This is a genomic window from Pseudomonas multiresinivorans, assembly GCF_012971725.1.
Taxonomy (GTDB): domain Bacteria; phylum Pseudomonadota; class Gammaproteobacteria; order Pseudomonadales; family Pseudomonadaceae; genus Pseudomonas; species Pseudomonas multiresinivorans.
The window spans coordinates 5,008,297-5,024,292 of the sequence record NZ_CP048833.1; the positions used below are offsets into that span (position 1 = coordinate 5,008,297).

Genomic DNA, 15,996 nt, shown 5'->3' on the forward strand with positions numbered 1-15,996 from the left:
GGCGTTCAGACCCGCACGTTGCCGCGCGGCCCTGCCACCGCCCAGATGATCAGGCCCAGCACCGGCAGGATGACGATCACCAGGATCCAGATGATCTTCATCGGCATCTCGGCGTTGCTTTTCACCACGTTGATGATCGCCCAGATATCCAGGGCGAAGATGATCAGGCTGATCAGGCCGCTGAGGGTCGAGCCCATTTGGAAGATCCTTCTATGAGAATGTCGGCCTGATCAGCATAGCTGCTCGCGCCGCGGCGGCACGGGCGTGCACTCAAGGTAAGGGTTCAAACCCTTGCCGGGTCGATCACCGCAAAGCTTGCCACCGTGTCGTGGCCTTCCAGCACCCCACCCTCGCGGGCCAGGCCGATGGTCTGCAGGCCGGCCTGCTGCGCGGCATCCAGCTCCTGGACGATGTCGGAGAGGAACAGGATGTCTTCGCCCGGCAGACCGATGGCGGCAGCGATGCGGCGGTAGGATTCCACCTCACGCTTGGGTCCGCTGGTGGTGTCGAAGAAGCCGGAGAACAGCGGCGACAGGTCGCCCGCCTCCGAGCAGCCGAAGATCAGCTTCTGCGCCTGGATCGAGCCGGAGGAATAGACGTACAGCCGGTAGCCCTCGGCGTGCCAGTGGCGCAGCGCGTCGACGGCGTCCGGGTAGACATGGCCCTTGAGCTGGCCGGCGCGGTAGCCCTGCTCCCAGACCATGCCTTGCAGTGCCTTGAGCGGCGTGGCCTTGCGGTCTTCGGCGATCCAGCCGAGAAGGATTTCGATGCAGCGTTCGGTGTCGGCGTTCGCCTCACCGCTGTCGGCGCGCACGGCGGCGAGTTGCTCGGCCACGGCCGGCTCGTCGGCATGCTCACTCACGAAGTCCGGCAGGTGCGCGGCGGCATAGGGAAAGAGCACGTCGAAGACGAAGCTGACCGCGCTGGTGGTGCCCTCGATGTCGGTGAGGATGGCTTTGATTGGCATGGGGACTCCAAAGGCCCGCCTTTAACCCAGGCGGGATGACATGTAGGACCGAGGGGGACGCCCAGTCCTTGCTCGCGAACCGCATGGAACCGAGTGGGCCGGCAACACTGTTCGCGAGCACGCTCGCTCCTGCGAAGAGCAGGAAACAGCCTACCCTCCCCGGCTAAGGAGAGATCAGTCTTCCAGCAACGGAAAACGCTTGGCGATCTCATCACCCGTGAATTTCGCGACCCAGCCTTCGGCATTGTTGAACAGGCGGATGGCCACGAAGTGCGGGCGCTCGCCCATGTCGAACCAGTGGCGGGTGCCGGCGGGTACCGAGATCAGGTCATTCTTCTCGCACTGCACGGCGTAGACGTGGTCCTCGATGTGCAGGGTGAACAGCCCGCGGCCGGCGACGAAGAAGCGTACCTCGTCCTCGCCATGGCGATGTTCATCGAGGAACTTGGCGCGCAGTTCATCCTTTTGCGGATGGTCGGCGGTGAGGCTGACCACATCGACGGTGACGTAGCCCTCCTCTTCCTGCAGGCGACGGATCTCGTGCTGGTAGGCGGCGATCACTTCTTCCTGGCTGGCACCGGGAACGATGGGGGCATTGGCCGCCCAGCGCTGGAAGCACACGCCCAGCTCGCCCAGGGTGGAAGCGATGTCCTCGGCGTGGGTCAGCAGCTTCAGCGGCTGCTCGGGGTTGGATTCGTGGTAGACGGTCAGGCTGCTCATGGTCGTTGTCCTTCTGGGCTTTTTTCTCAAAAGCGGGCCGGGTTCGCTCAGCGCGTGCCGCCGCGAAGGCTCAGTACTTTCAGTTCGCATTCGAAGAGGAATTCGAAGGCTTCGATCTGGCGCAGGGCATCGGCCATGCGTGGGCCCCAAGTGTACAGGCCGTGGCCGCGGATCAGGTAACCGGGGCAGTCCGGATGCGCATCGAGCCAGGGTTGTACCTTGGCGGCGAGGCGGGCGATGTCCTGGTCATTGTCGAAGATCGGCACGGTGACGCGGCCCTCGTGGGTACTGACGCCGGCGAAGGCCTTCTGCAGTTCGTAGTCTTCCAGCTCCAGGCGGTCGCCCACAGTCAGGCGCGACAGCACGGTGGCATTGACCGAATGGGTGTGCAGCACCGCACCGATCTCCGGGCGCCAGGCGTAGAGCTGGGTGTGCAGCAGGGTTTCCGCCGAGGGTTTCTTGCCCGTTTCCAGGCTGTTGCCGGCGAGGTCGGTTTCCAGCACGTCGTCGACGCCGAGTTGGCCCTTGTGCTTGCCGGACACGGTGAGCAACGCACGGTCAGCGGCCAGACGCGCGGAATAGTTGCTACTGGTCGCCGGCGACCAGCCACGGCCATAGAGGAAACGGCCGGCCTCGATGATCTGTTGGGTCAGCTGTTCACGGGTGTCGTTCATGCGGGTCCTCGTTCAGACGGGTCCAGATGATGAAGGCGGCGGCCAGCGCAGCCACGCTGGCGATGGCGAAAGTCCAGGCGGGGCCAAGGCTACCCCAGCTGTAGCCGGAGTAAAGCGCGCCGAGCGCGCCACCGGTGCCGGCCAGCGCGGCGTAAAGCGCCTGGCCCTGCCCTTGCTGGCGCGCCTGGAAACTGCGCTGGACGAAATGAATGGCGGCGGCGTGAAAACTGCCAAAGGTCGCCGCGTGCAGCAACTGGGCAAACAGCAGCACCGGCAGGTACCCGGCCAAAGTGCCCAGCAGCAGCCAGCGCAAGGCCGCGAGCAGGAAGCTCGCCGCCAGCACCTGGCGCAGGGAAAAGCGCTTGAGCAGTCGCGGCATGACCAGGAACAGCAGCACCTCGGCGACCACGCCCAGCGCCCAGAGCTGGCCGATCAGCCCGCGGGCGTAGCCGAGCGCTTCCAGGTGCAGGGTCAGGAAGGTGTAGTACGGGCCGTGGGACAGCTGCATCAGGCACACGCACAGGTAGAAGGCCAGCACGCCGGGCTTGAGCAGTTGCTGGAGGAAACCGCCCGCGCTGGCCTCATCCTGCCGCGCCGGTGGCTGGGCGTTCGGCACCCACCAACTGGCGCCGACGATGCCGAGCATGATCGCCAGCAGCGCCAGCGGATAGGCGTCCAGGCTGGCGAACTCGAACAGCCAGCCCAGGCCGACCACGGTGCAGATGAAACCGATGGAGCCCCACAGGCGGATGCGGCTGTAGCTTTCGGTGCGCCCGCTCAGGTGCGCCAGGGTGATGACTTCGAACTGCGGCAGCACCGCGTGCCAGAAGAACGCGTGCCCGGCCATGATCAGCGCCAGCCACGCATAGCTGTGGTCGAGAAAGATGCCGGCGAAGCATAACGCTGTGCAAACCGCGCCAAAGCGCACGATGGCCAGCCGTTGGCCGCTGCGGTCGCCCAACCAGCCCCACAGGTTGGGTGCGATGCAGCGCATCAGCATGGGGATCGCCACCAGTTCACCGATGCGCGGCGCGGAGAACCCCAGGTGATGGAAATACAGCGCGAGGAACGGCGCCGTCCCGCCCAGCAGGCAGAAATAGAAGAAGTAGAAACTGGACAGCCGCCAGTAGGGAACCTGAGTCATCGGCGGCGCGACGAACCTTCCGCGAACCGGCTGGCTCGCGGAAGGCTCAGGTCGGTCAAAGCTGGCCGAGAACCGGGGTACCGACCTTCACGTCGGCGTTCTGCGCGCGATTGCGCAGCAGGTGGTCGAGCAGCACGATGGCCATCATCGCCTCGGCGATAGGGGTTGCACGGATGCCCACGCACGGGTCGTGGCGGCCTTTGGTGATGACGTCCACCGGGTTGCCGTCCACATCGATGGAACGGCCGGGGGTGGTGATGCTGGAAGTCGGCTTGAGCGCCAGGTGGGCGACGATCGGCTGGCCGCTGGAAATACCGCCAAGGATGCCGCCGGCATTGTTCGACAGGAAGCCTTCCGGGGTCAGCTCATCGCGGTGCTCGGTGCCGCGCTGGGCGACGCTGGCGAAGCCGGCGCCGATTTCCACGCCCTTCACCGCGTTGATGCTCATCAGCGCGTGGGCCAGTTCGGCGTCCAGGCGGTCGAAGATCGGCTCGCCCAGGCCCGGCGGCACGCCTTCGGCGACCACGGTGATCTTCGCGCCAACCGAATCCTGGTCACGGCGCAGCTGGTCCATGTAGGCCTCCAGCTCCGGCACCTTGTCCGGGTCGGGGCTGAAGAAGGCGTTGCCTTCGACGCTGTCCCAGGTCTTGAAGGGGATTTCGATCGGGCCGAGCTGGCTCATGTAGCCGCGCACGCTGATGCCCATGCCCGCCAGGACCTTCTTGGCGATGGCGCCGGCGGCCACGCGCATGGCGGTCTCGCGCGCCGAGGAACGGCCGCCACCACGGTAGTCGCGAATACCGTACTTGTGGTGGTAGGTGTAATCGGCGTGGGCCGGGCGGAACAGGTCCTTGATCGCCGAGTAGTCCTTGGACTTCTGGTCGGTGTTGCGGATCAACAGGCCGATCGGGGTGCCGGTGGTCTTGCCCTCGAACACGCCGGAGAGGATTTCCACCTCGTCGTCTTCCTGGCGCTGCGTGGTGTGGCGGCTGGTGCCGGGCTTGCGGCGGTCCAGGTCGCGCTGCAGGTCTTCCAGGGAAATCTCCAGGCCGGGCGGGCAGCCGTCGACGATGGCGACCAGCGCCGGGCCGTGGCTTTCGCCAGCGGTGGTGACGGTGAACAGCTTGCCGTAAGTGTTGCCGGACATGCGAGGCTCCGCGAAAAGACTGGTATCGAAAAGGCCGAGCAGTATACCTGCGTCAATCCGCCCTGCGAACCTTCGCCGCCCGCGAGGATCAAAGCGCCATCAGCCCCATCGCGAAGTCTTCGATGCGCCGTCTCGCCCTGCTCTTCTTCTGTTTCATCACCAGCATCGCCCAGGCCGCCCCCACCAGCATCCTGCAGCGTCCCTATGACCTGGACACCGGCCACGGCGTGCTGCGCGGGACGATGCTGCTGCCCCAGGGCGATACTCCTCCGCCAGTAGCGCTGCTGATCGCCGGCTCCGGCCCCACCGACCGCGACGGCAATAACCCCGAGGGTGGGCAGAACGCCTACCTGCGCAAACTGGCCGAGGCCTTGGCAGAAAACGGCATTGCCAGCGTACGCTACGACAAGCGCGGCGTGGCCCGCAGCCTGCCGGCCGCGCCGCGTGAGGAAGAACTCAGCGTTGAAGCCTACGTCAGCGACGTGGTGGCCTGGAGCGACAAGCTGGCCCACGACCCGCGCTTCGGCCGGCAGATTCTCATCGGCCACAGCGAGGGCGCGCTGATCGCCAGCCTCGCCGCGCCGCAATCCCACGCCGAAGCGCTGGTTTCCCTGGCCGGCAGCGCCCGCCCCATCGGCGACGTATTGCGCGAGCAGTTGCAAGCCCGCCTGCCGCCGCCCCTGCTCGCCCAGGCTGACCAACTGATCGACGGCCTGCAAGCCGGACAGTTGCAGCCCAAGGTGCCGGAGCCCTTGAAAGTGCTTTTCCGCCCCAGCGTGCAGCCCTACCTGATCTCGCTGTTCCGCCAGGACCCGGCCCGCGCCTTCGCCAAGTTGAAATTGCCGACGCTGATCCTGCAGGGAACCAACGATATCCAGGTCGGCGTCGAGGATGCGCAGGCGCTCAAGCGCGCCAAGCCCGACAGCGAATTCCACCTGATCTCGGGGATGAACCACATCCTGCGCATCGTTCCGACCAGCGGTCCGCAGCAGCTCGCCTCCTACAACAACCCCAACCTGCCGCTGGCCCGCGAGCTGGTGCAGCGCATCACGACTTTCATCCGGCACGCGCCGAGCCTGCCCGGCAGTACGCTTGCCGAAAATGCGGCGGAATCTGGAGCGAACGTCTCAAGAAATCCGCCGGTGCGTCGATAAACCACGGGAGAGCCCTGGCCACGCCCGCCAGGCCCCGAGGTAGACCTCCATGACCGAAGCCGAACAGACCGCCGTCGCCGCCGACGAGAGCGCCGCCGCCCGCCCGCACCCCTGGGCGGACCTGGCGCCGGAACACTATCGCCTGCTGCGCCTGGCGCCGCTGCCCACCGACCGCACCACTGGCGCGCGGCCGCTGCGCTTCGTGCAACTGGGCCGGGTGGAACGCCACAACGGCGAGCAAAGCCTGCTGCGGCTGACCGTGCAGGTGCCCGGCCAGGTGCTGCGCAAGGAAGTGAACCTGCTGGAGGTCTGGGCGGACCACCGCAACAAGGAAGTGCGCTTCGGCGCTGACTCGGGCTTCACCACCGAACCGCTGAACCGCGGCCTGGGGCGATTCCTGCTGGCCCAGGGAGTGGCCTGGGCGAAAAAGAAGTGGTCGCACTACCGTGTCGAGGGCGGCGCGCTGGCGATGAAGGACGCGCCCAATGAAGAGGCCCGGCAGCGCCGCGACCACTTCCTGCGCGCCCAGGGCTTCGACGTGATCTACGAGGATTCGCGGCTACTGAAGGCGCGCTACAGCGTCGGCCGGGTCAGCGAGCTGTACGACGACTGGCACAAGGACAAGGTGCAGATACTCCCGCTGCTGGAAGCCGGCTCGATGCTGGAGCAGGCTGACCAGAACCTCGCCACCCAGTCCAACGAGATCCGCCGGCTGGAGCAGCGCATCGAGACTTTCCGCCGCGACGACACCAGCCTGCGCTTCACCATCGCCTGCCTGACGGTGTTCGCCGTGTTCCAGGCGGGATTGCTGATCTGGATTGCCACGCACTAGCGTGCACGCGCCTCCGATCGATCGGCGCGGCCGGTGGGCAATCGCGGACGAAGTCCGCTCCTACCCAAAGCCGACCTCCGCGATGGGCTGAGCCCCACGCCGAAGCATTCCTTTGTAGGAGCGAGCTTGCTCGCGAACCGACCAAGCGCCGGACCAACCGGTAAATCCGTTCGCGAGCAAGCTCGCTCCTACAGATTCAGCCCACCCTTGGAGCGGATCAGGCCTTCACCCGCGCCCTGAACAGCTCCTGATGCTCGCGGCACTGCTGCGCCGAGAGCAGGAATACCCCGTGGCCGCCGTACTCGAAGTCGAGCCAGGTGAAGTCCACTTCCGGGTAGAGCGCTGCCACATGTACCTGGCTGTTGCCCACCTCCACCACCAACGTGCCGCGCTCGGTCAGGTGGTCCGCTGCCTCGGCCAGCATGCGCCGGACCAGGTCCAGGCCGTCGTTGCCGCAGGCCAGGCCCAGCTCCGGCTCGTGGTGGTATTCGGCGGGCATGTCGGCGAAATCTTCGGCGTCGACATAGGGAGGGTTCGACACGATCAAGTCGAAACGCTGGCCCGGCAGGCCTTCGAAGCCGTCGCCCTGCACGGTGTAGACGCGCTCGCCCAGCTCGTGGCGCTCGATGTTGATATTGGCCACTTCCAGGGCATCGAACGACAGGTCGCCCAGCACCACTTCGGATTCCGGGAAGGCGCTGGCGCAGGCGATGCCGATGCAGCCCGAGCCGGTGCACAGGTCGAGGATTCGTGCAGGGTCGGCCGCCAGCCAGGGCTCGAAGCGACGTTCGATGAGTTCGGCGATAGGCGAGCGCGGCACCAGCACGCGCTCGTCCACCACGAATGGCATGCCGCAGAACCAGGCTTCGCCCAACAGGTAGGCGGTGGGCACGCGCTCCTCTATGCGCCGGCGCAGCAGGTGCATCAGGTAGTCGCGCTCCTCGTCCTCGAGGCGGCAGTCCAGGTAGGCATCAGCCATTTCCCAGGGCAGGTGCAACGCGCCCAGCACCAGCTGGCGGGCTTCGTCCCAGGCGTTGTCGGTACCGTGGCCAAAGAACAGCTCCTCGGCGTGGAAGCGGCTGACGGCCCAGCGAATGTGGTCACGCAGGGTCAGCAAACGAGATTCGGTCACGGCAGCAGTCCTCGCAGCTCGCAAAAAGGGGCGCATTCTAGCGGAACGCGGACACTCCGGGGGCTTTCCAGCCCGTTCCGCCAAAGAATGCCATTACCACTTTGGCGCGAGTTCGCAAAGATTCACAGCGGACGCGTTACGGCCCACAATGAGTGAACATGCATTTACAGGAGTCGTGACATGTCCCTTCCGCTCAGCATGCTGCAGATCAGTGGGCGCGGATATCCGCCGGCCACCCTGCGCCAGAGCACTCTGTTGATCATCGATGCCCAGGAGGAGTACCGCAGTGGCGTACTGGCCCTGCCTGACCTGGATGCCGCGGTGGCACAGATTCGCCTGCTGCTGGAGACGGCCCGGGCCATGGGCACTCCCATCGTCCACGTGCACCACCTGGGCGTGGTCGGCGGCCTCCTCGACCCGCAGGGCCCGCGCGGTCGCTTCCTGCCCGAACTGGCTCCGCTGCCGGGCGAGGTGGTGGTGGACAAGCGCCTGCCCAACGCCTTCGCCGGCACCGACCTGCATGACCGCCTGCAGGCCGGCGGCCGCCTGGACCTGATCGTCTGCGGGTTCATGACCCACTCCAGCATCAGCACCACCGTCCGCGCCGCCAAGGACTACGGCTACCGTTGCACCCTGGTGGATGCCGCCTGCGCCACCCGCGACATTCCCACCCCCGAAGGCGGCGTGCTCGCCGCGCGCGACCTGCACCGCGCCGAAATCGCCGCCCTGGGCGACAACTTCGCCGCCGTGGTCGCACAGGCCCAGGCGCTGGTCTGAAGCCATTCGTCCCGACGGGCGGCAACGACAAGCGCCCGGGGTTAGGCTCAGCTTAGGCGCGATAGCCCGCGAACCCGCTCATCCAGCGGGTTCGCCGCGCTTCCCGACCCTGGGGTTGGAACCCCACCCCTCCCCACCGGTCATAGCCTCGTTCAATAGATGAGGAAGTCGGGATGAAGATGACCGATAAATTCGATCCACCCAGCCTGCGCCCGAAGCGTCCGGGCCGCTGGCGCTGGCGCTTCGCCGCTGCGATCGCCGCGGTAATCGCTACCTTCGGCATCCTGTCCGCCATGGCCGGCGTCGCCGCCCTGCTCCGTCGCCAGCCCGCGGTGGGCGTGCTGCACATCGAACCGGGCGCCGGTGCTGTGCTGCTGGTAATCGGGCTGTTCTGCCTGTGGCTGGGCGTCACTTTCTGGCGCGCCGCGCGCCGCCGCGCCCGTGGCCGCGAAGGCCTGAGCCTGTCGCCCCGGCTGATGAAGCGCCGCGACTGATCCCCGTACGGCGCATTTCCGCAGGACCGGCGCGATCCGTTAGACTGCGCGGCTGTTTGAGGAGGTGCGCATGCAAGACGACGATTTTTCCCAATTCGCCAGCGAGATGCGCGGCGTCAGGCGGATCACCGTGGACCAAGCCGACACCGGCAAACCCAAGGCCGACCGCAAGCAGCTCAAGGAGCTGCGACAGAACGCGACCGTACGCACCGAGAACATCCGGGTCGACGGTCTCTCCGACCAGTTCGTCATCGACGTCGGCCCCGAGGACGAGCTCTACTGGGCCCGCGACGGTGTCCAGGAAGGCCAGATACGCAAGCTCAAGGCCGGCCAGATCAGCTTCGAAGGCAGCCTCGACCTGCACGGCATGAAGATCGAAACGGCCCGTGAAACCCTCTGGGACTTCATCGCCGAAGCCACGCGCTTCGAGATCCGCTGCGTCCGCGTTACCCACGGCAAGGCGGCGCGCATCGACGGCCGCAGCCCGATGGTGAAGAGCCATGTGAACACCTGGCTGCGCCAGCACCCGCAGGTACTCGGCTTCACCTCCTGCCTGCCGCGCCACGGCGGTACCGGCGCCATTTACGTGATGCTACGGCGCAACATGCTCGAAGGCCGCGACGAGTAAAAGCCCTGCGCCCGCACCCGGCGACAATCCGCCTGCCATAACGCGCCAACCGGCGCTCGGGCCTTGCCAGCCAAGGCTGAGCGCCCTACCCTGCGCCACGGTTTTTATTTTTGTCATTGCCACAGGTAGATCATGTCCCTGGAACAAAACTACTCCGCGATCCTCAGCCAGCTCGGTGAGGACGTCACCCGCGAAGGCCTGGTGGACACGCCCAAGCGCGCCGCCAAAGCCATGCAGTACCTTTGCCGCGGCTACCAGCAGACGCTGGAGGAGATCGTCAACGGCGCCCTGTTCAGCTCCGACAACAGCGAGATGGTGCTGGTCAAGGACATCGAGCTCTACTCGCTGTGCGAACACCACCTGCTGCCGTTCATTGGCAAGGCCCACGTCGCCTACATCCCCAACGGCAAGGTACTGGGCCTGTCCAAGGTCGCGCGCATTGTCGACATGTACGCCCGCCGCCTGCAGATCCAGGAAAACATGTCGCGGCAGATCGCCGAGGCGGTCCAGCAGGTCACCGGCGCGCTGGGCGTGGCCGTGGTCATCGAGGCCAAGCACATGTGCATGATGATGCGCGGTGTGGAGAAGCAGAACTCCTCCATGGTCACCTCGGTGATGCTCGGCGAGTTCCGCGAGAACGCCGCCACCCGCAGCGAGTTCCTCAGCCTGATCCGCTGACAGCCGCTGCCATGAAAAAACCGGCCCTCGGGCCGGTTTTTTGTGCCTGTGAATCGCTGCAATCAGCGCGTGTAGTAACCCACAGCAACGAGGTAGTGGCCGGCCTTGCGCAGGAAGGCGTGCTTGTTCTCCACCTTGCTGGTCACCGGGTTGCGCCACTGGTACTCGAATTCCGCCTCGCCCTTGGACCTGGCCAGTTCCAGCATGGCATGACCGATCGGGTTGCCGCCTGTGTCCTTGAGCGAATCGAAGTCCGTGCCGACCATGCGCGTGTTGAAGCCATGGGCGACGAATTTCGAGGTATCCAGGTCGACGACGAAGACGTAGAGGTCATCCTGGATAAACGCGGGATCGCGCGCGGTGATCTTCTTGAAGGTGCCCTGCGGATCGGCCTCGACGGCCTTCACCGCCTTGTCCAGCATGGCCGCCGCCTGCTGCGCCGACGCGCGCGGGATGTAGTAGCCCACCGCGAGGAAGCGCTCGCCCACGCGCTGGTAATAGACGTGCTTGCGCTCGACCTTGCCGTCCGCCCAGTTCTTCCAGCGGTAGTCGGCCTGTTGCACCTTGCCGGTCTCCGGCGATTTCAGCGCCTGCGCAAACTGCTTCTGCAACGACGGATCGAGTGTGGTCGACACATCCCGATCAATCAGCACCACCGACGGCCCGCCGCTGGCAAGCATGGTGCCCTTGCTGTCCACGACAAACACATACAGGTCCCCGTCGACGAATTCGCCCTGGCGGCTGAACGCGGCGAAGGCCTTGTCGCCGTCCTGCTTGTAGGCAGCCACCGCCTTGGACAGCAACGCCTTGGCGCGCTGGTCGTCGGTCGACGAGGTCGTCGGCTGGGCGGCGAACAATGGGAAGGACGACAGGAAAGAAAGCAGCAGCAGTGACTTCAACAGCGTCTTCATGCGCGAATACCCCCGTGGCATTGCTTTTAGTTGTGCACAGAGCATAGTCAGCCGAAGGGGTTTCGCGTCGGCATTCACCGCCGAAGTGACTGAAAATTCAGCCGAAGAATCGCTTCATCGAGCGCGACAGCCAGCCACCGTGGCTCTGGTCGCGGGTCAGCTCGTGCATGCTGGCCATCACCGACTCCACGTAGTTGGCGTCGTCATTGCGGATATGGTTGAACAGCCAGCGTCCGAGCAGGCCCTTGAGTTCCTCGGCGACGTCCTCGCCGGCGTCGAAGCGCTGGCGGTAGTCGGAAACGCGCTTGATGAAGAGTTCGTGGACCTTCTTGTGCGCACGGGTGAACTGGTAGCCGGAATCCTCCAGCAGCGTCTCCTCGAAGGCGAAGTGCGAGATGGTGTAGTCGACCAGTTCCTCGATCACGCCGCCGAGCATGGCTCGGTCGTGATGGGCCTGGGCCTCGTGCAGCTGGTTGATCATTTCGACGATGCGTTTGTGCTGCGCGTCGATCACTCCGATCCCGGTGTCGAGATCCGCCTGCCAGACCAGATAGGCCATCTTTCCCCTCCCCACGCCGGGCGACGACACTGCCTGCCGCTCGCGCCCGGCCACATCGGTACGTCCCGCATGGCAGCCCGTCCAGATTAGGGAGGGCGACAAAACGCCGCCATGATGCTGGTCAACCCCAAAGCGCCGGAATCCGCGGTTTAGAGCGGTTTTTCGGATTCATCTGATGGCAAATTGCCGGCTTTCAGTGCCAAGGCGCGGTTCGACCTGTAGGAGCGAGCTTGCTCGCGAACCGTCCAACGCCAGCGTGGCCGGGTAATTTGTTCGCGAGCAAGCTCGCTCCTACAAAAAGCTCGGCGCACAACGAAAAACGCCGCTTCCAGGGAAGCGGCGTTTTCAATGGCCGGGCGTGATGCTCAGTCCTGCATCCCCACGTGCCGCGGATGGTCCGCCACCCGCGCCAGCCAGGCATTGATCGCCGGGAAGTTCGACAGGTCGAAGCCGCCCTGGTGCGCCACATGGGTGTAGGCATACAGGGTGATGTCGGCGATGGAGTACTGGTCCCCCACCAGGTAAGGCGTCTGCTGCAGCTGCTTTTCCATCACCTTCAGCGCCTTGTAACCGCCCTTCTGGCAGCGCGCGTATTCCTCGCGGCGCTCTTCGGGCAGGCCCAGGTAGAACTCGATGAAACGCGCCACCGCCACGTAGGGCTCATGGCTGTATTGCTCGAAGAACTGCCATTGCAGCACCTGGGTGCGCAGGCGCGGCTCACGCGGCAGGAGATCGCTGCCATCGGCGAGGAAGTTGAGGATGGCGTTGGACTCCCACAGGCAGGTGCCATCTTCCAGCTGCAGCACAGGCACCTTGCCGTTGGGGTTCATCGCCAGGAACTCGGCGGTCTGCGTCTCGCCCTTGAGGATATCGATCTCGCGCCACTGGTAAGGCAGGCCGAGCAGGTGCAGGGCCAGCTTAACCTTGTAGCAGTTGCCGGACAGTCGATCGCCGTAGACGGTGTACATGCTCATCTCCTCATTGGGCCTGGGCTTCGCGGATGACCGTCGCCAGGCGGCGCAAACCTTCGCCGGCACGTTCCGGCGCCACGTGGCTGAAGTTAAGCCGCAAATAGCCGGGATTGGCATCCGGTTGCGTGAAGAAAGGCTCGCCCGGCATGAAGGCCACGTTCTGCGCCAACGCCGCGTCCAGCAGTGTACGGGTATCCAGCGGCTGCTTGAGCTTGAGCCAGAAGAACAAGCCGCCCTGGGGCACATTCCACTCCGCCAGCTCGGCGAAATGCTCCTCCAGTTGCTGCTGCATGGCGTCGCGGCGAATGCGATAGAAATCGCGCAGCTCGGCCAGGTGGCCGCGATAGGCCTCGGTGCCGAACCATTGCAGTGCCTGCCACTGGCCGACGCGGTTGGTATGCAGGTCGGCGGACTGCTTCAGGCGCAGCAGGTGCGGGAACAGGTCCGGCGTGGCGATCAGGAAGCCCACGCGCAGCCCCGGCAACAGCGTCTTGGAGACGGTGCCGGTGTAGATCCAGCTGGATTTCTTCAGGCGGCTGACCAGCGGGGTCGCGGCGCCCGCATCGAACACCAGCTCGCGGTAAGGCTCGTCCTCGATCAGGGTCACGCCGAACTCGTCGAGCACGGCGGCCACCTCGTCGCGGCGCTGCTCGCTGTAGCGCACGCCGGACGGGTTCTGGAAAGTCGGGATCAGGTAGGCGAAGGCCGGCTTGCTGGTCTGCAGGCGCTGGCGCAGCGCGGCGACATCCGGGCCCTCGGCGCCCAGCGGTACGGTCAGGCAGTTCGCGCCGAACAGCTGGAAGGCCTGCAGCGCGGCGAGATAGGTCGGTGCTTCAAGCAATACCTCGGTACCCGGATCGATGAACAGCTTGCTGGCCAGGTCCAGCGTCTGCTGCGAACCGCTGACGATCAATACCTGGCTCGCTTCGCAGGGCACGCCCAACGCTCGCGCCTCGGCGGCGATGGCCTCGCGCAGCGCCGGCTCCCCTTCGCTCATGCCGTACTGGCCCATGCTCGCCGGCATGTCGTCCCAGTTCACCTTCGGCAACATCGGCTCGGCGGGCAGGCCGCCGGCAAAGGACATCACCTCCGGGCGCTGCGCCGCGGCGAGGATTTCACGGATCAGAGAGCTTTTCAGTCGGGCGATGCGTTCGGAGAAGGCCATGGGGGTCACCGGTAGCGGGAGCACGGAAGAATGAGTCAAACTGCTTGACCGAAGCTACGACGCCCGGGACGGATACGTCAATATGCCTGACCTAACAAAAAACAGCCTGCAACTCGAAGCGATCCAGGCCTTCTTCTACAGCTACCGGGCCTTCACCGCGAAACCCGACGAGATGCTCGCCCGTCGCGGGCTGAGCCGGGTGCACCACCGCATCCTGTTCTTCATCGCGCGCAATCCGGGACTGAGCGTCAGCCAGCTGCTGGCCGCCCTGGGCGTGACCAAGCAGGCGCTGAACGTGCCGCTGCGCCAGTTGCTCGAGCGCGAACTGATCCGCAGCGAAGCCTGCGACAACGACAAGCGCCGGCGCCTGCTGGAGCTGACGGGCGAAGGCGGCAAGCTGGAAAAGGCCCTGCGCCGCGAGCAGGAACGCTTGCTGCAGCGCGCCTTCGGCGAGGCCGGAGAAGAAGCGGTGAAAGGCTGGCTGGCAGTGAACCAGGCTATCGCCCACACGCAGGACGACTAGCGGGCAGTCCCCTCCAGCTCGCGAGCGGCACGCAGGAACATCAGCGCCAGCGGCAGCAGGCTGGCCATCGCCAGCGCGGTGCCGGGCAGGAACAGCAGGACACTGAGCAGGCACACGCCTGACGTGACCTCCAACCAGCCCATGACCTTCACCGATGGGTACGGCAGTTCGATCTTCAACAGACGGATGCCATACCAGAGGGTGACGATGCCGGTGGGCACGAACAGGCCCATGAAGCCCATCAGCGCACCATTGAATTCGCCGCTGAGCTGCTCATCGAAGATCAGGCTGTAGACCTGCATCACCAGCGCTATGGCGATCGACAGCCGCACGGGCCAACCCAGCCCGCGGGCGTTGAAGCGATCCTCGAGAAAATTGCGGGTGCGCCACAGCAGGAAGCAGCCGAGCACCGTGCTGAGCACACCGATCCAGAGTTCGTAGCGTTGCCAGGTGGTCGATTCATGCACCGCGGCCGCGAAGGACAGGACGAACAGCACCACATTGCACAGCAGCAGCGCCAGGCTCAGGCCACCGAGCAGGCGCAGGTGGCCTGGGTTCCAGCGCCCGGCGAGGAATGCCCCCGGAGCGCTCTGATCCACCAGCTCGACCTTGGGGGCGGCGTAGGGATTCTGTTCCATGGTGGCGAACTTCCATCAGTTGTACGGCTCTCCCGCACCATACCGGCGCACTTCCGCGCATGCCACTGCCGCTCGTACTGTACGGGCCACTCGGCGGCTGGCTGTTATGGGACAGCCCCGCGTTGGCAGGATTAGTCTGGTTCCAATTGAGATCCTGCGTGGGGCGAGCCCTCTCCCTAACCCTCTCCCTTCAGGGAGAGGGTTAGGGAGAGGGATACCCCCGGCGCAAAGCTCCAGAAAAAGTAGCTCCCAGAACAAGACCGGTACCCCACCATGCCCCTCGAACTCCTCGGCGCCTTCGTGCTGTTCGCCTTCGTCACCTCCATCACCCCCGGCCCCAACAACATGATGCTGCTGGCCTCGGGCGTGAACTTCGGCGTGCGCCGCACCATTCCGCACATGCTCGGCATCAGCATCGGCTTCCTGCTGCTGGTGGTCGCCGTGGGCCTGGGCCTGCACCAGCTGTTCGAGCGCTTCCCGGCGACCTACACGGCGCTGCGCTACGCCGGAGGCGCCTACCTGTTGTACCTGGCATGGAAGATTGCCCGCTCCGGCGCGCCCGAAGCGAAAGGCGAGAACGCCGCCAAACCCATGACCTTCCTCCAGGCCGCCGCCTTCCAGTGGGTCAACCCCAAGGCCTGGGTGATGGCCGTGGGCGCCATCGCCACCTACCTGCCGGCCAACAGCTGGATCGGCAACGTGGTGCTGATCGCCACCCTGTTCGCCGTGGTCAACCTGCCCAGCGTGGGCGTCTGGACCATACTGGGCAGCCTGCTGCGGCGCTGGCTGGAAGACCCGCTGCGGCTGCGCCTGTTCAATGTCGGCATGGCAATCCTGCTGGTCGCTTCGCTCTACCCGCTGTTCACCCGTGCCTGATGGAAC

The 15,996-nt window shown here is 65.5% G+C and carries 20 protein-coding genes; 8 read left to right on the forward strand and 12 right to left on the reverse strand.

Annotated features, from left to right (window positions below; genetic code table 11):
• Positions 1-5: 5 nt before the first annotated feature.
• From G4G71_RS22930 to aroC, 6 genes are all read right to left on the reverse strand, one after another.
• Positions 6-197, reverse strand: coding sequence for a PLDc N-terminal domain-containing protein (locus tag G4G71_RS22930; protein WP_024765432.1), 192 nt, complete (start codon positions 195-197; stop codon positions 6-8).
• 86 nt (positions 198-283) lie between these two features.
• Entirely contained in the window at positions 284-967 is a 684-nt protein-coding gene (gene mtnC / locus G4G71_RS22935; RefSeq protein ID WP_169940426.1) for an acireductone synthase, read from the reverse strand.
• Positions 968-1,141: 174 nt separating this feature from the next.
• Positions 1,142-1,687 carry a 1,2-dihydroxy-3-keto-5-methylthiopentene dioxygenase gene (locus G4G71_RS22940; RefSeq protein WP_169940428.1) on the reverse strand — a complete coding sequence of 182 codons (546 nt, stop codon included), beginning with the start codon at positions 1,685-1,687 and terminating at the stop codon, positions 1,142-1,144.
• A 47-nt stretch (positions 1,688-1,734) separates the two neighbouring features.
• On the reverse strand, positions 1,735-2,361 hold the full coding sequence (locus G4G71_RS22945) for a methylthioribulose 1-phosphate dehydratase (RefSeq protein WP_169940430.1): 627 nt from the start codon (positions 2,359-2,361) through the stop codon (positions 1,735-1,737).
• A complete protein-coding gene (locus G4G71_RS22950) occupies positions 2,345-3,505 on the reverse strand; it encodes an MFS transporter (RefSeq protein WP_169940432.1) in 1,161 nt (386 codons plus the stop codon). The genes G4G71_RS22945 and G4G71_RS22950 overlap by 17 nt, the downstream gene beginning before the upstream one ends.
• Positions 3,506-3,560: 55 nt before the next feature.
• Positions 3,561-4,652 carry a chorismate synthase gene (aroC, locus tag G4G71_RS22955; protein ID WP_169940434.1) on the reverse strand — a complete coding sequence of 364 codons (1,092 nt, stop codon included), beginning with the start codon at positions 4,650-4,652 and terminating at the stop codon, positions 3,561-3,563.
• A 122-nt stretch (positions 4,653-4,774) separates the two neighbouring features.
• Between aroC and G4G71_RS22960 the strand changes: the two genes are divergently transcribed.
• Both G4G71_RS22960 and G4G71_RS22965 read left to right on the forward strand, forming a co-directional pair.
• A complete protein-coding gene (locus tag G4G71_RS22960) occupies positions 4,775-5,806 on the forward strand; it encodes an alpha/beta hydrolase (RefSeq protein WP_169940436.1) in 1,032 nt (343 codons plus the stop codon).
• A 49-nt stretch (positions 5,807-5,855) separates the two neighbouring features.
• Positions 5,856-6,638 carry a hypothetical protein gene (locus tag G4G71_RS22965; protein WP_169940438.1) on the forward strand — a complete coding sequence of 261 codons (783 nt, stop codon included), beginning with the start codon at positions 5,856-5,858 and terminating at the stop codon, positions 6,636-6,638.
• Between the two features lie 217 nt (positions 6,639-6,855).
• On the opposite strand, the gene prmB is transcribed toward G4G71_RS22965, so the two are convergent.
• Entirely contained in the window at positions 6,856-7,770 is a 915-nt protein-coding gene (gene prmB, locus G4G71_RS22970) for a 50S ribosomal protein L3 N(5)-glutamine methyltransferase (RefSeq protein ID WP_169940440.1), read from the reverse strand.
• A 180-nt stretch (positions 7,771-7,950) separates the two neighbouring features.
• Here prmB and G4G71_RS22975 point away from each other — a divergent pair, with 180 nt between their 5' ends.
• The 4 genes from G4G71_RS22975 (at position 7,951) to folE (ending at position 10,347) form a co-directional block, all read left to right on the forward strand.
• Positions 7,951-8,547 (forward strand): cysteine hydrolase family protein, encoded by a 597-nt coding sequence (locus G4G71_RS22975; RefSeq protein ID WP_024765423.1) that lies wholly within the window; start codon positions 7,951-7,953, stop codon positions 8,545-8,547.
• Positions 8,548-8,720: 173 nt separating this feature from the next.
• Positions 8,721-9,041 carry a hypothetical protein gene (locus tag G4G71_RS22980; protein ID WP_045208670.1) on the forward strand — a complete coding sequence of 107 codons (321 nt, stop codon included), beginning with the start codon at positions 8,721-8,723 and terminating at the stop codon, positions 9,039-9,041.
• Between the two features lie 70 nt (positions 9,042-9,111).
• Positions 9,112-9,669 carry a Smr/MutS family protein gene (locus G4G71_RS22985; RefSeq protein WP_169940442.1) on the forward strand — a complete coding sequence of 186 codons (558 nt, stop codon included), beginning with the start codon at positions 9,112-9,114 and terminating at the stop codon, positions 9,667-9,669.
• A 132-nt stretch (positions 9,670-9,801) separates the two neighbouring features.
• Positions 9,802-10,347, forward strand: coding sequence for a GTP cyclohydrolase I FolE (gene folE / locus G4G71_RS22990; protein WP_024765420.1), 546 nt, complete (start codon positions 9,802-9,804; stop codon positions 10,345-10,347).
• Positions 10,348-10,409: 62 nt separating this feature from the next.
• On the opposite strand, the gene G4G71_RS22995 is transcribed toward folE, so the two are convergent.
• From G4G71_RS22995 to G4G71_RS23010, 4 genes are all read right to left on the reverse strand, one after another.
• Positions 10,410-11,258 carry a cache domain-containing protein gene (locus tag G4G71_RS22995; protein ID WP_169940444.1) on the reverse strand — a complete coding sequence of 283 codons (849 nt, stop codon included), beginning with the start codon at positions 11,256-11,258 and terminating at the stop codon, positions 10,410-10,412.
• A gap of 97 nt (positions 11,259-11,355) precedes the next feature.
• Complete coding sequence (locus G4G71_RS23000; protein ID WP_054908446.1) at positions 11,356-11,817, reverse strand: bacteriohemerythrin; 462 nt, start codon at positions 11,815-11,817, stop codon at positions 11,356-11,358.
• Between the two features lie 365 nt (positions 11,818-12,182).
• Entirely contained in the window at positions 12,183-12,785 is a 603-nt protein-coding gene (locus tag G4G71_RS23005) for a glutathione S-transferase family protein (RefSeq protein WP_169940446.1), read from the reverse strand.
• A gap of 10 nt (positions 12,786-12,795) precedes the next feature.
• Positions 12,796-13,953: an aminotransferase-like domain-containing protein gene (locus tag G4G71_RS23010; protein WP_169940448.1), complete on the reverse strand. Its 1,158-nt coding sequence runs from the start codon at positions 13,951-13,953 to the stop codon at positions 12,796-12,798.
• An 82-nt stretch (positions 13,954-14,035) separates the two neighbouring features.
• Between G4G71_RS23010 and G4G71_RS23015 the strand changes: the two genes are divergently transcribed.
• A complete protein-coding gene (locus G4G71_RS23015; protein WP_169940450.1) occupies positions 14,036-14,476 on the forward strand; it encodes a MarR family winged helix-turn-helix transcriptional regulator in 441 nt (146 codons plus the stop codon).
• Here G4G71_RS23015 and G4G71_RS23020 read toward each other — a convergent pair.
• The gene (locus G4G71_RS23020; RefSeq protein ID WP_169940452.1) at positions 14,473-15,114 is read right to left on the reverse strand and encodes a hypothetical protein; all 642 of its coding nucleotides are present in this window, start codon (positions 15,112-15,114) and stop codon (positions 14,473-14,475) included. The genes G4G71_RS23015 and G4G71_RS23020 overlap by 4 nt on opposite strands.
• 273 nt (positions 15,115-15,387) lie before the next feature.
• Between G4G71_RS23020 and G4G71_RS23025 the strand changes: the two genes are divergently transcribed.
• Positions 15,388-15,990 (forward strand): LysE family translocator, encoded by a 603-nt coding sequence (locus G4G71_RS23025; protein ID WP_169940454.1) that lies wholly within the window; start codon positions 15,388-15,390, stop codon positions 15,988-15,990.
• Positions 15,991-15,996: the final 6 nt, after the last annotated feature.